Origin of the sequence: Streptomyces sp. NBC_00299, assembly GCF_036173045.1 — a bacterium.
In the GTDB taxonomy this organism is placed as follows: domain Bacteria; phylum Actinomycetota; class Actinomycetes; order Streptomycetales; family Streptomycetaceae; genus Streptomyces; species Streptomyces machairae.
Window position 1 is genome coordinate 182,562 of the sequence record NZ_CP108039.1, and the last position, 15,942, is coordinate 198,503.

13 protein-coding genes and 1 pseudogene are annotated in these 15,942 nt (G+C 69.9%); 8 read left to right on the forward strand and 6 right to left on the reverse strand.

Features of this window, described 5'->3' with window-relative positions; all coding sequences use genetic code 11:
- Positions 1-4 precede the first annotated feature (4 nt).
- Entirely contained in the window at positions 5-1,396 is a 1,392-nt protein-coding gene (locus tag OHT51_RS00880) for a sporulation protein (RefSeq protein WP_328876926.1), read from the reverse strand.
- Between the two features lie 327 nt (positions 1,397-1,723).
- On the opposite strand from OHT51_RS00880, the gene OHT51_RS00885 reads away from it, so the two are divergent.
- The 6 genes and pseudogenes from OHT51_RS00885 to OHT51_RS00910 all read left to right on the forward strand — a co-directional run bounded on the left by OHT51_RS00885 (position 1,724) and on the right by OHT51_RS00910 (position 7,557).
- Entirely contained in the window at positions 1,724-3,490 is a 1,767-nt protein-coding gene (locus tag OHT51_RS00885; RefSeq protein ID WP_328876927.1) for an asparagine synthetase B family protein, read from the forward strand.
- Positions 3,491-3,518: 28 nt separating this feature from the next.
- Positions 3,519-3,953, forward strand: coding sequence for an NUDIX domain-containing protein (locus OHT51_RS00890; protein ID WP_328876928.1), 435 nt, complete (start codon positions 3,519-3,521; stop codon positions 3,951-3,953).
- A 71-nt stretch (positions 3,954-4,024) separates the two neighbouring features.
- Complete coding sequence (locus tag OHT51_RS00895; protein ID WP_328876929.1) at positions 4,025-5,344, forward strand: UDP-glucose dehydrogenase family protein; 1,320 nt, start codon at positions 4,025-4,027, stop codon at positions 5,342-5,344.
- A 119-nt stretch (positions 5,345-5,463) separates the two neighbouring features.
- Complete coding sequence (locus OHT51_RS00900) at positions 5,464-6,114, forward strand: hypothetical protein (protein ID WP_328876930.1); 651 nt, start codon at positions 5,464-5,466, stop codon at positions 6,112-6,114.
- A 50-nt stretch (positions 6,115-6,164) separates the two neighbouring features.
- Positions 6,165-7,109 (forward strand): annotated as a pseudogene (locus OHT51_RS00905) (helix-hairpin-helix domain-containing protein); the annotation flags it as partial.
- Positions 7,110-7,149: 40 nt separating this feature from the next.
- Positions 7,150-7,557, forward strand: a complete 408-nt coding sequence (locus tag OHT51_RS00910) for a hypothetical protein (RefSeq protein ID WP_328876931.1) — start codon at positions 7,150-7,152, stop codon at positions 7,555-7,557.
- 455 nt (positions 7,558-8,012) lie between these two features.
- Here the strand turns inward: OHT51_RS00910 and OHT51_RS00915 are convergent, their stop codons facing one another.
- Positions 8,013-8,864, reverse strand: coding sequence for a M64 family metallopeptidase (locus OHT51_RS00915; protein ID WP_328876932.1), 852 nt, complete (start codon positions 8,862-8,864; stop codon positions 8,013-8,015).
- A gap of 425 nt (positions 8,865-9,289) precedes the next feature.
- Here OHT51_RS00915 and OHT51_RS00920 point away from each other — a divergent pair, with 425 nt between their 5' ends.
- The gene (locus OHT51_RS00920; RefSeq protein ID WP_328876933.1) at positions 9,290-9,562 is read left to right on the forward strand and encodes a DUF5990 family protein; all 273 of its coding nucleotides are present in this window, start codon (positions 9,290-9,292) and stop codon (positions 9,560-9,562) included.
- Positions 9,563-9,886: 324 nt separating this feature from the next.
- Here OHT51_RS00920 and OHT51_RS00925 read toward each other — a convergent pair whose 3' ends face one another.
- The 4 genes from OHT51_RS00925 to OHT51_RS00940 are packed head-to-tail and all read right to left on the reverse strand — an operon-like array spanning position 9,887 to position 14,892.
- Positions 9,887-11,212 carry an XdhC family protein gene (locus OHT51_RS00925; protein WP_328876934.1) on the reverse strand — a complete coding sequence of 442 codons (1,326 nt, stop codon included), beginning with the start codon at positions 11,210-11,212 and terminating at the stop codon, positions 9,887-9,889.
- Positions 11,205-13,328: a xanthine dehydrogenase family protein molybdopterin-binding subunit gene (locus tag OHT51_RS00930; RefSeq protein WP_328876935.1), complete on the reverse strand. Its 2,124-nt coding sequence runs from the start codon at positions 13,326-13,328 to the stop codon at positions 11,205-11,207. The genes OHT51_RS00925 and OHT51_RS00930 overlap by 8 nt, the downstream gene beginning before the upstream one ends.
- Positions 13,325-14,317, reverse strand: a complete 993-nt coding sequence (locus tag OHT51_RS00935; RefSeq protein WP_328876936.1) for an FAD binding domain-containing protein — start codon at positions 14,315-14,317, stop codon at positions 13,325-13,327. Before OHT51_RS00935 ends, OHT51_RS00930 begins: the two co-directional genes overlap by 4 nt.
- On the reverse strand, positions 14,314-14,892 hold the full coding sequence (locus OHT51_RS00940; protein ID WP_328876937.1) for a (2Fe-2S)-binding protein: 579 nt from the start codon (positions 14,890-14,892) through the stop codon (positions 14,314-14,316). Before OHT51_RS00940 ends, OHT51_RS00935 begins: the two co-directional genes overlap by 4 nt.
- 419 nt (positions 14,893-15,311) lie before the next feature.
- Here OHT51_RS00940 and OHT51_RS00945 point away from each other — a divergent pair, with 419 nt between their 5' ends.
- Positions 15,312-15,890: a TetR/AcrR family transcriptional regulator gene (locus tag OHT51_RS00945; RefSeq protein WP_328876938.1), complete on the forward strand. Its 579-nt coding sequence runs from the start codon at positions 15,312-15,314 to the stop codon at positions 15,888-15,890.
- Positions 15,891-15,942 lie beyond the last annotated feature (52 nt).

Here is a 15,942-nt window from a genome sequence, read left to right on the forward strand (position 1 = left end):
GCCGTCAGGCGGGGACGCCGAGTTCCTTGCGGGTTCGGTGGACGAACTCGCGGACGGCCGGCTCGCGCCGCCAGGGCGCGAGGGCCGTGTTGAACTCGGCGACGTAGTCCTTGGCCCGGCTCGACTGGACGCGGGCGAGGATGTCGACGCTGCGGTTGCCGAGTTCGAGGCCGTGGTCGAGGTCGCGGGCCTGGAGGTGGGCGGTCCCGACGATGGCGAGCCGCATGCCGACGGAGCGGGTGAACACTCCGGGCAGCATGGCGGCAGCCTGCTGATTCCAGGTGAGGGCGGCCTTGGGGTTCTTCAGGTCACGGAAGACCTCGGCGGCGTCTGCCGACAGGCGGGCGTGGTGATAGAAGTCGATCCACGCGGGCTCGTCGCCGCTGTCGTCCTTCGCCTGGCCCAGCAGGTCCTCGGAGGCTTTCAGGGCCCTGGAAGCGGCCCTGGGGTCGTTCTCGCGGGCGTGAGCACGGGCCTCGATGAGCTTGGTGAACGCCAGCACGCGGGGCACGGCCTGGCCCTTGGCCCGCTCGAAGGCACCCTGGGCCATGTCCACGGCCTCGGAGGCGAACCCGCGCATGAGGGATTGCATGGCCATCGTGGTCAGGACATAGCAGCCGAGCTGCACGTCACCGCCGGCGCGGGCCAGGCGGAGGGCCTGGATGAAGTGCCGCTGGGCTTCGTCGTGCTGGCCGACGTCAAATGCGGTCCAGCCCGCGAGCCTCGACAACTCTCCGGTCACCGAGAAGAGTTCGCGGCCGATCTCGTCGGAGAAGGTCCCCTGCAGGAGCGGGGCGGCCCGGTGGTCGAGGCAGTCGGTGACGGAGTTGGCCTTCCAGTTTCCGCCTCCGTATTTGGAGTCCCAGCGGCGGGCGTCGTCGGCGGCCTCGCGCAGTTCGTCGAGGTCGGCCCGGCCGACTTGCTGGCCGCCTTGGTGGTCGGCGGTCTCGTCGGCGGGGGTGACGAGCCATCTGGTGACGGGGGTGGTGAAGGCGGAGGCGGCGAAGCCGGATCCGGCCAAGAAGTCGCGGCGGTTCACGGAGCTCCAGAACGAAGTGGCGACGCGGACGGCGTCGGCGGGGTCTCGCGGGAAATCCAACCCCACCGAGGCGTCGATTGTCTCCGCCTCGCCCATCCCGATCTCACTGAGATTGACGGGCCGTCCGAGCCGTTCGCCGATGGCCTGCGCCAACAGGTTCGGGACCGGCCATTTCGGCGTCATCCCCCGCCGGCACCAGTTCGCCACCGAAGTATGCGAATAGTCCGTCTCTATCCCGGCAGCATGGGCGAGCTGGTTGACGCGCCAAGCCAGGGACTTGTGGCTCGCGCCGCTGGCTTCGATGAGCCGGGCCAGGTCCGCGTTGGGCGGACGGGTCCGGCGGGTGGTCGACGCCACGACCTTCTCCCTTGCCGGTGACAGGCCGGACCACGCACGACTCGAACAAACAGCTGAGCACGTATGTCTGTACTTGGTGGAGCACGAGGGATCCGTACTCGACTGGGGGCGAAGAGTCGTACGCGTTCCGCGTGTTGGGTCACTGACGATATTCCTCCCGGACAGGCCGCGAACCGTGTTTGCGAGTTGTGAGCCCCCCTGCGAGCCCTCCCTGTGATCTTGTCGGGCGGCTGTGATGAGTGTCCAGGCCGCCGCCGGAACCGGAACAGATCTCCTTCCGGCGGCGGCCGCCGCCAAGGCACCACCACACTCGGGGGTGAACCAGATATGTGCGGAATCGCTGGACTGGCCGGAGCCGACGCCGTCCGGCACAACGAGACCGTCGGCGCGATGGGCGCCTCGCAGGCCCACCGCGGCCCGGACGGCACCATGCACGCCGCCGCGAGCGACGGCCGGGCAGTGCTGGCCATGAACACGCTGCTGATCGTCGATCCACAGGCGATGCCCGGCCCCTACCTCGACCGCGAGGCCGGCGTCCTGCTGGCCTTCAACGGCGAGATCTACAACTACCGCCAGCAGGCCGCGGCCTGGGGCATCCCGCTCGCCGCCCAGGAGACGGACGCGCACTTCGTGCTGCGGGCCTGGGCCAAGATCGGACCGTCCTGCCTGAACGGGCTGGACGGCATGTTCGCCCTCGCCGTCTATGACCCGCGCGTCGGCAAGCTGTTCCTGGCCCGCGACCGGCTCGGCGAGAAGCCCCTCTACTGGCGCCTCGACGGCGGCCGGCTCGCGTTCGCCTCCGAGGTCACCACCCTGACCGGCTATGGCACCGCCCCGCTGGTCCTGCGGCCCGAGGTCCTCGCGATCGAGACCCCGGTCGGCGTCGACACCCCCTTCCAGGGCATCCAGCTGCTGGCCCCCGCGACCCTGCTGACCTTCGACGTCGCCACCGGCTCGCTGGACCAGCACGTCTACTGGACCCTGGCCGACCGGCAGCCCTTCGAGGGCACTTACGCCGAGGCCTTGGCGAAGTTATCCGTCGTCCTGGCCGAACAGGTCCCGCTCAGGGCCCCGGCCTGCGACTTCGCCCTCTTACTCTCCGGCGGGCTGGACTCGTCGGCGCTGGCCTACCTGATGCGGCCGCCGGTCTGCGTCACCGTCCGCTACCCCGGCCAGGACCGGCTCGACGAATCGAAGATCGCCACGAGGATCGCGGCGGACATCGGCGCCGAGCTCGTCGTGGTCGAGCCGGACCACATCGACTTCACCAAGGTCCTGCCGCACATGATGTCCGCGCTGGACTACCCGATGGGCAACGCGTCCACGTTCTCCGAGTACATGGCCTACCGGAAGATCGCCGACCTCGGTCTGAAGGTCGCCGTCGGCGGCCTCGGCCCGGACGAGTTCCTCATGGGCTACGTCCGCCACACCCTGGTCCTCTTCGGCCCGGACGCCGTCCTAGCCGCCGGGATGGACGCCTACCGGCCGCTGGCCGCGAAACTCATGCACGCCGCCGGAGAAGAGCTGGATCCGGCGGAGGCGGTCACCCGGCTCGTCCTGCGCGGCCCCGATCCCGACGGCCGCATCCGCGACCTGATCGCCACCGCGATGGAGAAGGCCGACGGGGACCTGGCACGCGGCCTCACCCTCGCGGACCTGGCGACGGCCTGGCGGCCGCTGGTGATGACCAGCGACAAGCTCGCCTCCGCCTACGCCCTCGAACGCCGATCGCCCTACCTGGCCCGCGACCTGGTCGAGCTGGCCTACCGGCTGCCCTCGGAGCACAAAATCTGTCACCCCGCCGAGGGCAAGCGGATCCTGCGCGATGCCGCGAAGGCTCTGGGCCTGCCGCGGGAGGTCTGGGGCAGCCGGGACAAGCTCGGCTTCGCCAGCCCCGTCCCCGCCTGGCTGAACGGGCCTCTGAGGGCCTGGGCGGACGCCCAGATCCACACTGCCCTCGCCGAGGCCCCGGCCGCGATGCGGCCGCTGCTGGAGGGCGGGCTCAAGCCCGGCGGGCGGTTCGACCGCACCCGTATGCAGGCCCTCATGGCTGCCGCCTGGTTTTGCGACCAGACGGTGAGGGCTGCCGCATGACGATCCCTCACCTCACTACCGTGTCCGGATGCACCAGGACAGCACTGCCGAAAGCCCGGCCACCGCCCGCGGCGCGGTCGCGATCATCACCAACCGCCGCGGCGAACTCCTCATGCACCTGCGGGACGACCTCCCTGATATTGCATGGCCCGCTCACTGGAGTCTGCTGGGCGGCGGCACCGATGAGGGCGAGAGCCCGGCCGAGACGATCGTCCGCGAACTCGACGAAGAAGCCGGCCTCACCGTCGAAGGACCTCTCGAGCTCTTCGAGATCCGCGACACCTACGGCTCCGGGCAGCTGATCACGTTCTTCGCCTGTTCCTGGGACGGCGACGAGACGCAGTTGCCCCTCGCGGAGGGCGTCAAGCTCCAGTTCCTCGCCCCCGAGGACCTCGAATTCCGCACGATCCCGCCGTTCATCCGGGACGGGATCAACCGCTACCAGGCCACCCGGCCCGCCTGAGCACCCCGCCCATCCGGGCGGGGCAGAGGTGGGGGCCGTCGGCGGCCCTCACCTCGCAAAGGAACCCCGTCATGAAGCTCACCGTGATCGGCTGCGGCTACCTTGGCGCCACCCACGCGGCCTGCATGGCCGAACTCGGCCATGAGGTCCTCGGCATGGACTCCGACATGGACAAGGTTGCGATCCTCAACTCCGGCAAGGCGCCCTTCCACGAGCGCGACCTCGACGACATGCTCACCCGGCACACCGCGTCCGGGCGCCTGAAGTTCACCGCCTCCTACGCGGAGGCCGCCGCCTTCGCCGACCTGCACTTTATCGGGGTCGGCACCCCGCAGCAGCCGGGCGAGAACGCCTACGACCTCAGCCACCTGTTCTCCGCCGTCCGCCAGCTCGCACCCCGCCTGAAGTACCCGGCCGTCGTCGCGGTGAAGTCGACTGTCCCGGTCGGCACCGCACCCCGCGTCCGCGACCTGCTGCACGAATACGCGCCCGCCGGGGACGCGATCGAGGTGGCCTGGAACCCGGAGTTTCTGCGCGAGTCGTTCGCCGTCGAGGACACCCTCCGCCCCGACCGGCTCGTCCTCGGCTTCGAGACCGAGCACTCCTGGGCCGAAGCCGTGCTGCGGCAGTGCTTCGAGAAAATCACCGAGTCGGGGACGCCGACGATCGTCACCGACTGGGCGACCGCCGAACTGGCCAAGGCGTCCGCGAACGCCTTCCTCGCCACGAAGATCAGCTTCATCAACGCTATCGCCGAGGTCTGCGAAGCCTCCGGCGCCAACGTCACCCAGCTCGCCGACATCCTCGGCCACGACGTCCGCATCGGCCGACGCGGGATGCGGCCCGGCCTCGGCTTCGGCGGCGGCTGCCTGCCCAAGGACATCCGCGGGTTCATGGCCCGCGCCGGCGAGCTCGGCGTCGACCAGGTCCTGACGATCCTCCGCGAGGTCGACGCGATCAACAACCGGCGCCGCGAGCGCATGGTCGACCTCGCCCACGAACAGCTGGATGGCAGCCTCGCAGGCAAGCGGATCACCATCTGGGGCGCCGCCTTCAAGCCGAACACCGACGACATCCGCGACTCGCCCGCTCTCGCCGTCGCCCAGAAGCTCCACGAGCTCGGTGCCACCGTCACCGTCACCGACCCCCAGGCCCTCGACAACGCCCGCAAGACCCACCCCGAACTCGACTACATCGACGACCCGATCGCCGCCGTCCAGGACGCCGACCTGCTGCTTCACCTCACCGAGTGGCCGCAGTTCTCCCACATCGACCCGCACCGCCTCGCCGCCCGCGCCACGACACCGAAGGTCATCGACGGTCGCGGCACCCTCAACGCTGAGACATGGCGCGAAGCGGGATGGACCGTCCGGGCTCTGGGCCGTCCCTGAACACCCTCAGTAGGCAGGCCCCGGAAGCCCCAACAAGAGGCAGCCGGGGCCTCCGCCATTTACACAGGCTCACGCATGCACTCCTGACGCAGTGACCACGAACAACGACAATCCTGCCCATGGACGCAGGACTTGCAGGACTTCTTGGTGGCGTCATCGGCGCTGCGGTTGGAGGACTCTTCACGACCGCAGCCGCATACGTGACCGGCCACAAGGCCGAACGGCAAGCACGCCTTCAGGTCGAGGCCCAGCACCAACAACAACGCGAGCAGCACCGCGCCGAATACTTACGTGACCGCCGCGAACCCCGCGCCCAGGCATACACGAACTTCCTGACCGGCATCGATGAACTGAGGACCATCCTCCAAAGCGCCTTCGCCGAGGGCCGGGACAACCCAGAGCATGTCCGCAACAGCTATCAACAGGCCAAGGTGCAGATTCGAGAACTACGTGCCTTGGAAGCCCCGGTCCGCATCGAAGGCCCGGACCTTATGATCGTCCCTGTCCACAAGATCACGACCGCTATCGCGCTCGTCATGTTCGCCCTCGAAGAGCATCCCGACGACATATCCGCCTTCTCCGCACTGCTTGAAAAGGTCCCGGCGGCTGAAGGCCACTTCGTCAGGATGGCTCGTCACGCCCTCCAGGACGAAGGCGATGAGCTCCACCGACACGGCTGGTCTTACGACCCCTGGCCCGACCGCCACAACCCAGACTGGGCCCTCCCCGGCGACCGCACATCCAACAACGTGCCTAATGTCCCTGAGTAGCAGTCAGGGCTTTGAACAGCCATGAGACTTGACAACCCTAGATAAACACCGTCATGGTCCACCGGGCCGGCGACGTCATCCCCCGCATCGAAGCCCCCGTCGCACACCTGCGCACTGGCGACGAACAGCCCATCGTCTTTCCCGAGGCATGCCCGCGGTGCGGGGCCGACATCGACACAAGCGAGCAGCGCTGGCGCTGCGGGAACGGCCGCAACTGCCACCTGGTCGCCGCCCTGTCCTACGCGTCCGGGCGCGACCAGCTCGACATCGAAGGCCTCGGCACCACCCGCATCGTCCAGCTCGTCGGCGCCGGCCTCGTCGCCGACCTCGCTGACCTGTTCGCCCTCACCCGCGAGCAGCTCCTGGGCCTGGAGCGGATGGGTGAGACCAGCACCGACAACCTCCTCGCCGCCATCGCGGTGGCCAAGGCGCAGCCGCTGTCACGGGTGCTGTGCGCGCTCGGAGTCCGCGGCACCGGCCGCTCCATGTCCCGCCGCATCGCCCGCCACTTCGCCACCATGGACAACATCCGCGCCGCCGACGCCGAAACGATGCAGCAGGTCGAGGGCATCGGCACCGAGAAGGCTCCCTCGATCGTCGCCGAACTCGCCGAACTGGCCCCGCTCATCGACAAACTCGTCGCCGCCGGGGTGAACATGACCGAACCCGGCGCCACTCCCCCATCGGCTGCCGCCACGACCGGGGACACGGACGCCGACGGCGAGATCGCGGGTGCGGCGGGCGGGCCACTGGCCGGAATGACGGTCGTGGTCACCGGCTCGATGACCGGAATCCTGGAAAAGCTCAGCCGCAACCAGATGAACGAGCTCATCGAACGCGCCGGCGGCCGCTCCTCCTCCAGTGTCTCCAAGAAGACCACCCTGGTCGTCGCCGGAGAAGGCGCCGGATCCAAACGCGCCAAGGCCGAAACCTTTGGCATCCGCCTGGCCACCCCGGACGAATTCGCAGCTCTGGTGGCCGACTTCGTCGACTGATCCCACAGGAGAGGCGCAGGGCGGGCCGGCGAGGGGGCAGTTGGGCATCGGCGAGTTGCCGCCGAACGCTCCTCCCGGCACGACGCGGGTCATCACCGGCAGGACGGTGCGGCAGGTGAACGCCCAGGTCGCGCTCGACTCCGGCACCACATTGCTTTCGTGCCTGGAGTGGTGCTCCCGGATGATCGGCCCCTCCCCCTTGCAGGTTGTGCAGGCCCGTGCGGCCTTCTCGTCTGTCCTGGTGGCGCCGGTGGGACAGGCGTTGTGGGCGATGATCCGCAGAGGGATGATCACGCCGTCGGTGGCTTCCGCTGGGCTGACGTCAATGTCGTGGGCGATGTACTGGCCGCGACTGGGCGGGGTGGACCCGAAATGCCATTCGTTGATCGCATTGCGAGCAGCCCACACACCTCCGCTGGCCAGCCGCTGGGCGGGGCCTTGGTCATGAGTCCGCCTGTGAACCGCTCCAGTTCCGCAGGGGGCGTCCGGGCGCAGGGTGCGCAGCGGTGCCGGCTGTACATTGAGGTGCTGGTTGACCAGGTGCCAGGAGGTGCCGGTGAAGGGCGCAGGTCGACGTCCTCGCCGCCCAGGCCGGTGATGACGTCTGAGGGAGCTGCTCGCCAAGCGAGTGGCGCCGGGTGAGGGCGAGCACACCGTCGGCCGCGGACTCCCTGCGGTCGACGACGAGTGTCGCCCCGCCTGCCCTTGGCTGGAATCAGGGTCGTGAGGCTTGTGGTGGCTCGGCACGGCAGCTTCTGCCAGCCGGAAGCACTTCTGTGAACGTGCTGTTCAGGGCGCTGGTCTGGTTGCCATTGGGCACCGCCGCCGGCGAGGTCCTCGTTCACTCGCGCCCGTCCGGCCCTTACTGAGGTGAGGGCGCGGACGGGCCGAGGGCCTTGCTGTCTAGCGTGGGGCCTGTTCGGACGTGCCGGGTGCCACTCCACTGATCTTGGAGCCGATGGCCTGGTCCATCGCGGCGAGGCCGATGAGGTTGAACGGCTTGTCGAGGCTGCGCATCAGGGAGTCCTGCGACGGCCGGTAGATGCCGCGCTCGTACTGGCTGCCGCCCTCGTAGGCGCCGATCGTGCCGCCGTCCGGAGTGCTCTGTCCGAGGTAGGACGCCCACTTGGAGCCGGACGGGTCGGTGGTGACGTTGGGCTCGCCGGGTTCGCCGCCGGGGTAGGTGGTGTCCGGGGTGAAGTACTCGTCGGCCAAGCCGCCCACGGAGTGGCCGAGTTCATGGATGGCGATGCGTCCGGAGTGCTCGTTGCCGCCCGAGACGGTGGCGAGGCTGGGGTAACCGGCACCGCCGTACTTGCTGGTGTGGCCGACGGCGACGATCGCATCGACGCCGGGGGCCTGGGCCGCGTACGCCTGGGCCTTCGGCTCGCTCAGGCACAGCAGCCGTTCGAGGCCGCCGCAGAAGAAGCCCATGTCCAGGGCGGTGTCACGGCTGACCCCCTCGGTGGGGTCGTTGTCCACACCGGACTGGTTGGAGACGACGTTTACCAGCCATACGTTGATGTTCTGGCGATACTTGTCCCAGGGGGCCGTGGTGGAGAGCTCGTCCCACTTCGACTGTGCCTGCTGACGGAGAAGGCCCATCTCGGAGGCGGTGTAGCCGTCGCCCAGGATCACCATGTCGAAGCGGGAGTCGGAAGGCCCGGAGTTCTGGATGGGAATCACGTCGGCAGCTGCGGCTGCTTGCTCGTCGGCGCGCGAGGGTGCGGCCTCGGCCTGCCTCGGTATCTTCACGCGGGTGATGGTGCCGTCCGGCGAGAATGCCTCTCGCCATTCGGTCGGCTTTGATGGGCCTGCGTCCGCCGCTCCGGCGGGAGCGGGTGCCGCGGCGAATCCCGCGGCGCAGAGCATGGTCGCGGTCAGGAAGTTGGAACCTCTTCGGCGCATCAGCGCCCTCCTGGTACCTCGATGGGTGCGGTGGGGGGTGTGCCCTGCCGCGGCGTCATGGGGAGTGCACGCGCTGCCGCGACAGGTGCGACCTCGGACCCTGGAACTCCCGGCCCCGGAGAGAGGGGAGGAGAGGAGGAATGTAAGTCGCCAATTAACTTGGTTTACTTGACGCCTTAAGTTAGCGGCATGAAGGGCCACCGACAAGCCATTCGGGCCGATCAGAGATGAAGTGCGCCTGAGTTGCGGAGAGTTGGCCAACGGACCGGACGATGACCGGTCTGCACATCCGCATCGACGCCGTCGACCTGCCCGGACTCACCTGCCCGCCGGAAGCATTATCGGGCGCCGAAGTCCCGGAGTACCGCTACATCCACATTGCCGTGCAACGCCGAGACCGACCTACCGAACTCCTCGCCCCGCAGCCCCGCGACGCCGTCTTCGCCACCTGGACCCTGGACTGCGCCATGCCGGCAACACCGAGTGGCCGCGATGTGAGGGGAGGAGCCCCACATTCAGGGCCGTCCAGGTGTCACGGCAGGTGAAGGAGCCGCTGCCCGGCCTGCAGCAGCGCGCTGCCATGTTGACGTCGCCGGTGGCCGGGTCGGTCCAGCCGGACGGTTAGCCGACGGCGGGGCGGTGCCGATGGTGGCGGTTTCCGTGCCGAATGGGTCGTAGGCGTGGAGCCGGTTACCTGTGTGGCGTCAGGGGTGAGGCCGACAACCCGACCGGCCCCGGACCCGGCGAATGCGAAGGCCAACGCGGCAGCGAGCCTTGTGCCCGGATCGATCGTCCAGCTGCCTGCAGCTTGGGACGGCAACGTCACCGCCACCACCGACTACGGCACCGGCAGCACCGCCCAGTGCGACCTACGACGAACTGGGCCGACAGGTCACGGCGACCACGGTCGAGCGCTCCCCGGCAGTCGAAGCGGGTCGTTCCGGCCGGGTCGGTGATGGGCTTGGTCTCCCCCGCCGGGTTGTAGGTGGCGGAGGTGGTGGTGCCGTCCGGGGAGCAAGGTCCGCGACTCCGGTGGACGGCTCCCGCCCGCCGGGTGAGCGGTGGGAGCGAGCCGGAACCGTCGCCCTGTGGTGGATCGGTGTCCCCGAACCCGTCAGCGGGAGGCCCGTCCCGCCTCGGCGGGACGCGACGATCTCCGCAGCGATCGACAAGGCGGTCTCCTCGGGCGTACGGCCTCCGAGGTCGAGCCCGATGGGTGACCTCAGCCGCGCCAACTCCTCCTCGCTCAGGCCCACTTCACGCAACCTGCGGTCCCGGTCGGTGTGGGTACGTCGCGAGCCCATCGCGCCCACGAACGCGACCGGCAGCCGCAGCGCGACATCCAGCAGGGGCACGTCGAACTTGGCGTCGTGCGTGAGGACGCACAGCACGGTCCGGCCGTCGGTCCCGGTGCCCCGCAGATAGCGGTGCGGCCAGTCCACGACGACCTCGTCCGCCTCGGGGAAGCGTGCCGGCGTGGTGAACACCGGCCGGGCGTCGCACACGGTGACGTGATAGCCCAGGAACTTACCGACCCGCACCAGCGCCGCGGCGAAGTCGACCGCACCGAACACGATCATCCGCGGCGGAGGCGTGCTGGACTCCACGAGCAGGGTGAGGCCGTCGGGACAGTGCGAGCCGTCCGGCGACAGCTCCACCGTGCCCGTGCGACCGGCGTCGAGCGCGGCCAGGGCCTGCGCCGCGGCCGTGCGGTCGAGGTCCCCGTGGATCCCGAGGCCGCCTTCCGTGGAGCCGTCGCCGTGGACGAGCAGGGTGGCACCGAAGTGCGCGGTCGGGCCCTCGACGACTTGGGCCATGGCCACCGGCTCGCCCTTGGACACCATCTCCAGGGCCGAGCACAGCAGCGCCCTGACGGGCGTGTCCGCGAGCACGGGCGTGACCATCACGTCGAGGACACCACCGCAGGTCAGACCCACGGCGAACGCATCCTCGTCGCTGTAGCCGAAGCGCTCCAGCACGCTCTGCCCGGTCTCCAGCGCCTGCGCACACAGGTCGTAGACCGCGCCCTCGACGCACCCGCCCGACACCGAGCCGATGACGGTGCCGGCCCTGTCGACGGCGAGTGTGGCGCCGGGGCCCCGCGGGGCGCTGCCGCCGACGGACACGACGGTGGCGACGGCGACATCACGCCCCTCGGCCAGCCAGTTCTTCAGCTCCGGCAGACGGTCAAGCATCGCGGCCTGCCGTCAGGACGCGGTCCGGTCGGATGGGCAGACTGCGGTGCCGTACGCCGGTGGCGTGCCAGACCGCGTTGGCGATGGCGGCCGCGGCGCCGACGATGCCCACCTCGCCGATGCCCTTGATGCCGACCGGGTCGTCGGGGTCGGTGTCGTCGACCCAGTCCGCCTCGATGCGCGGGACGTCGGCGTGGGTGGCCACGTGATAACCGGCCAGGTCGGCGCCGACGGGCCCGCCGAAGGACGGGTCACGCACGGCTTCCTCGTGCAGGGCCATGGAGATGCCCCAGATCATGCCGCCGGTGAACTGGCCGCGTGCGGTCAGCGGGTTCACGATGCGGCCGGCGGCGAAGAGGCCGAGCATGCGTCGTACGCGCACCTCACCCGTGGCCGGGTCCACGGCCACCTCGGCGAACTGGGCGCCGTAGGAGTGCCGTTCCATCCTGGCGAGCGCGGCGATCTGCGCGGTGGTGTCCGAGCGCACGGTGATTCCTTCGGCGGGGATGACCATGCCGGGGACGAGTCGTTCCCGCAGCTCGCGGGCGGCCGCGACGATGGCCATGGACCAGGAGCGGGTGCCCATCGAACCGCCCGCGATCATCGCGAAGCCGAACTCGCTGTCCCCGATCCGCATGGTCACTCGCTCCGGTACGACGTCGAGGGCGTCAGCCGCGACGAGAGTGAGCGCGGTCCGCGCGCCGGTGCCGATGTCGGCCGCCGATATCCGGACGGTGAAGCGGCCGTCGGTCTCGGCGGTGATGGCGGCGGTGGAGGGAGCGGCGCCCGCGGGGAAGGACGCGGCGGCGGTGCCGGTGCCCAGCAGCCATCGGCCTTCGCGCCGCACACCCGGCCGGGGATCGCGCTCACTCCAGCCGAAACGGCGAGCGCCCTCCTCGAAGCAGGCGCGCAGGTTGCGCTTGGCGAAGGGCAGGCCGGAGACGGGGCCCTTGTCGGGTTCGTTGCGCAGTCGCAGTTCGATCGGGTCGATCCCGCACTTCTCGGCGAGTTCGTCGAGCGCGGACTCCAGCGCGAAGGCTCCCGGAGCCTCACCGGGCGCGCGCATGAAGGTGGGGCTGGGAACGTCGAGGCGTACGACGCGGTTCTCGGTGTGGTGGGCGTCGGCGTCGTACATCACCCGCGCCACGCCGGCGCTCGGCTCGACGAACTCGTACACGGTGGCGGTGCGGCTCACCGAGCGGTGGTCCAGGGCACGCAGCCGCCCGTCGGCGTCGGCGCCGAGCCTGACCCGCTGGACGGTGGGGCTGCGGTGCCCGGCCAGCGCGAACATCTGAGGCCGGGTCAGAGCGACGCGCACCGGACGCTGGAGGATCGTCGCGGCCATCACGGCCGCCACCTGGTGGGCACGTACGCCCTTGCTGCCGAAGCCACCGCCGACGTGCTCCGAACGCACCCGCACCGACGCGGGATCCAGCGAGAACAGGTTCGCCAGCTCGCCGACGACCCAGGTGGCGCCCTGGTTGGAGTCGACCACCTCCAGCCGGCCGTCGTCCCAGCGGGCGGTCGCCGCGTGGGGCTCCATGGGGTGGTGGTGTTCCTCCGGAGTGGTGTACTCCTCGTCCACGACGGCTGCTGACGTGGCCAGTTCGGCTTCCAGGTCGCCCTTGTCCGTCACTCCCGGCATGTGGCCGTCCACGGGATAGGCGTCCGGGTGGTTGCCGGTGAACTCGATGTCGTGCGGCAGCGGTTCGTACTCGACGACCAGGGCCTCGGCCGCCTCCCGCGCCTGCTCGGGGGTCTCCGCGACGACAAGGGCCACCGGCCAGCCCAGGTGGGGCACGGTGTCGTTCTGGAAGACGGCGCAGGTGGGGTCGGGCCTGCTGCCCAGCAGGCCGACGTAGTCGGTCTCCAGGCGCGGGGCGCTGCGGTGGTCCAGGACTGCGACGACGCCGGGCATCTCAAGGAGGAGGGCGCCGGCGATGTCGCGGATGCGGCCCCGCGCCACGGTGGACAACACCAGCCAGCCGTAGGCGAGTTCGGTGAACGGAATGTCGCCCGCGTAGCGTGCCGCGCCGGTGACCTTGTCCCGGCCCTCCACCCGGACGTGACCGGTGCCGACCGCGCGTACGGCGGCTGATGGCGCGGTGGTGGTCATCGCGCGGCCTCCTCGGCGAGTTCGCTCAGCACGGCCACGGTCAGGTTGCGCATCAAGGTCACCTTGTATCCGTTGTGCGGCAGCGGCCGGGCCGCGGCGAGTTCGGCTTCGGCGGCGGCCGCGTACGTCTCGGCCGTGGCGGGCGCCCCGATGAGGACCCGCTCTGCGGTGCGTGCGCGCCATGGCCGGGAGGCGACCGCGCCGAACGCCAGGCGTGCGTCGTGCACGACCCCGTCGCGGATGTCGAGCGCGGCCGCGACGGAGCCGATGGCGAAGGCGTAAGAGGCGCGCTCGCGCACCTTCCGGTACCGGGAGCGGGCCGCGACCGGCACCCGGGGCAGGGAGACGCCGGTGATCAGCGCACCCGCCGGCAGGGCCGTCTCGCGGTGCGGGGTCTCGGCGACGGGAAGATACAACTGACCGATCGGCAACTCGCTCTGTCCGTCAGCGGTTTCGTAATGCACGACGGCGTCGAGGGCGGTCAGGGCAACGGCCATGTCCGAGGGGTGTACGGCCACACACGTCTCGGACGCGCCGAGGATGGCGTGGTTGTGGTGCTCGCCGCTGATGGCCGGGCAGCCGCTGCCGGGTTCGCGCTTGTTGCACGGCTTGGTCGTGTCGGTGAAGTAGGCGCAGCGGGTGCGCTGGAGGAGGTTGCCGCCGACCGTGGCCATGTTGCGCAGCTGGCCGGAGGCGCCGGCGAGCACCGCCTGGGCCAGCATCGGGTAGTGGCTGCGGACTTCGGGGTGGGCGGCGAGGTCGCTGTTGGTGGCCGTCGCACCGACGAGCAGTCCGCCGTCCGCGGCCGGCTCGATGCGGTCCAGGGGCAGTTCCCGTACGTCGACGAGGCGGGCGGGGCGTTCCACGCCGCTCTTCATCAGGTCGACCAGGTTGGTGCCGCCGGCGAGGTAGCGCGCGTCCGGATCGTCGTCGAGGAGGGCGACGGCACCCGACACGTCGGGGGCCCTGCGGTAGTCGAACTCCCTCATGCGGCGGCCTCCCTGGACTGCGCCGGCCCGTCCGAAGCTGACGCGGCGTCGGCGTCGGCCGCTCGTGCGACGGCCTCGACGATCGACGTGTAGGCGCTGCAGCGACACAGGTTGCCGCTCATCCGCTCACGGATCTCGTCCGGGGTCAGCGGCGGCGGCCCGGCCGCCGGACGTACGTCGTCGGAGGCGGCGCTCGGCCAACCGGCCGCGTGCTCAGCGAGCATGCCGATCGCCGAACAGATCTGTCCGGGAGTGCAGTAACCGCACTGATATCCGTCGAGTTCGAGGAACGCCTGCTGCACCGGATGCAGGTGGTCGCCGTCCGCGACGCCTTCGATGGTGGTGATCTCACGCCCTTCGGCCGCGACCGCGAGTTGCAGACAGGCGACCTTCCTACGGCCGTCGACCAGAACGGTGCAGGCACCGCACTGCCCCTGGTCGCAGCCCTTCTTGGTGCCGGTGAGATCGAGTCGCTCGCGCAGGGCGTCGAGCAGGGTGGTGCGGTGGTCGACGGGCAGCGTGTGCTTCTCGCCGTTGATGTGCAGGGTGATGACGCTGGACGTCGATAAGGCCATGAGCAACTTCCTTCAGGCATTCGGTACTTGAGGGTCCGCGAGCCTCGGGCGTGCGTGGACCCGGAAGGCGGCGTCTCGGCTACCTGGGGTGCGCGTCGCCGTGAGGGGGTGTCGGTGGTGCGCGACATCGCTGGCGATCGGGGGCGCTTGCAATGAGTGGGGGATGGTGAGCGCAGGTGACAGTGAGGGGGTGACGGTGGTGGGCCTGTGCTTGTGGGGGCGCATGGAGTGCACGAGTTACACGGCGGAGGATGAAGCGCTGAACGGCGGCGCTGAACGGCGGCAGAGGACTGACGTGCCTGTCGTGTCCGGAGCTAGAGTGGACCCCAACCGGACATCTGTCCGCTACCCGGGAAACGTAACGGACAGTTGTCCGCTTGGCAAGGGTGCGCTCCTGCCACGTGCCTCAAGGAGTGACGGTGCAGCACAAAAAAGACACGCCTCTGCGCTCGGACGCGCAACGCAACCGTGAACGCATCCTGTGCGTCGCCCTGGCCGAACTGACGCGGTGTCCGGACGCGCCCCTCAGCGCCATCGCCAAGAAGGCGGGGGTCGGCCAGGGCACGTTCTACCGCAACTTCCCCAACCGCGAGACCCTTGTCCTGGAGATCTACCGCCACGAGATGCAGCAGGTCGCCGACAGCGCGACGCAACTGCTCCAGGAGCTGCCGCCGCAACAGGCCCTACGCACCTGGATGGACCGACTGGCCGAGTTCGCCATGACCAAGGCGGGCCTGGCCGACGCGATCCGCCTCGCCACCAGTGCGTCAGAGGGCCCGGTGAAACCCTCCCCCACCCCCGTCGCCGAGGCGGCCGAACTCCTGCTCCGCACAGCCGAGGAGGCAGGCACCATCCGCCCCGGGGTCACGGCCGACGACTTCGTCCTCGCCATCGCCGGCCTGTGGCAGATGACCCCGACGGAGGACTGGCGACCGCGCGCGGCACGACTTCTCGACCTGGTCATGGACGGGTTGAGGGCGGGTGCGGCGCGGCCGTGAGGTGTCTTCGCGACTACCCCGAGGAAACTAGGTACGAGGCTTGTGCCTCGGA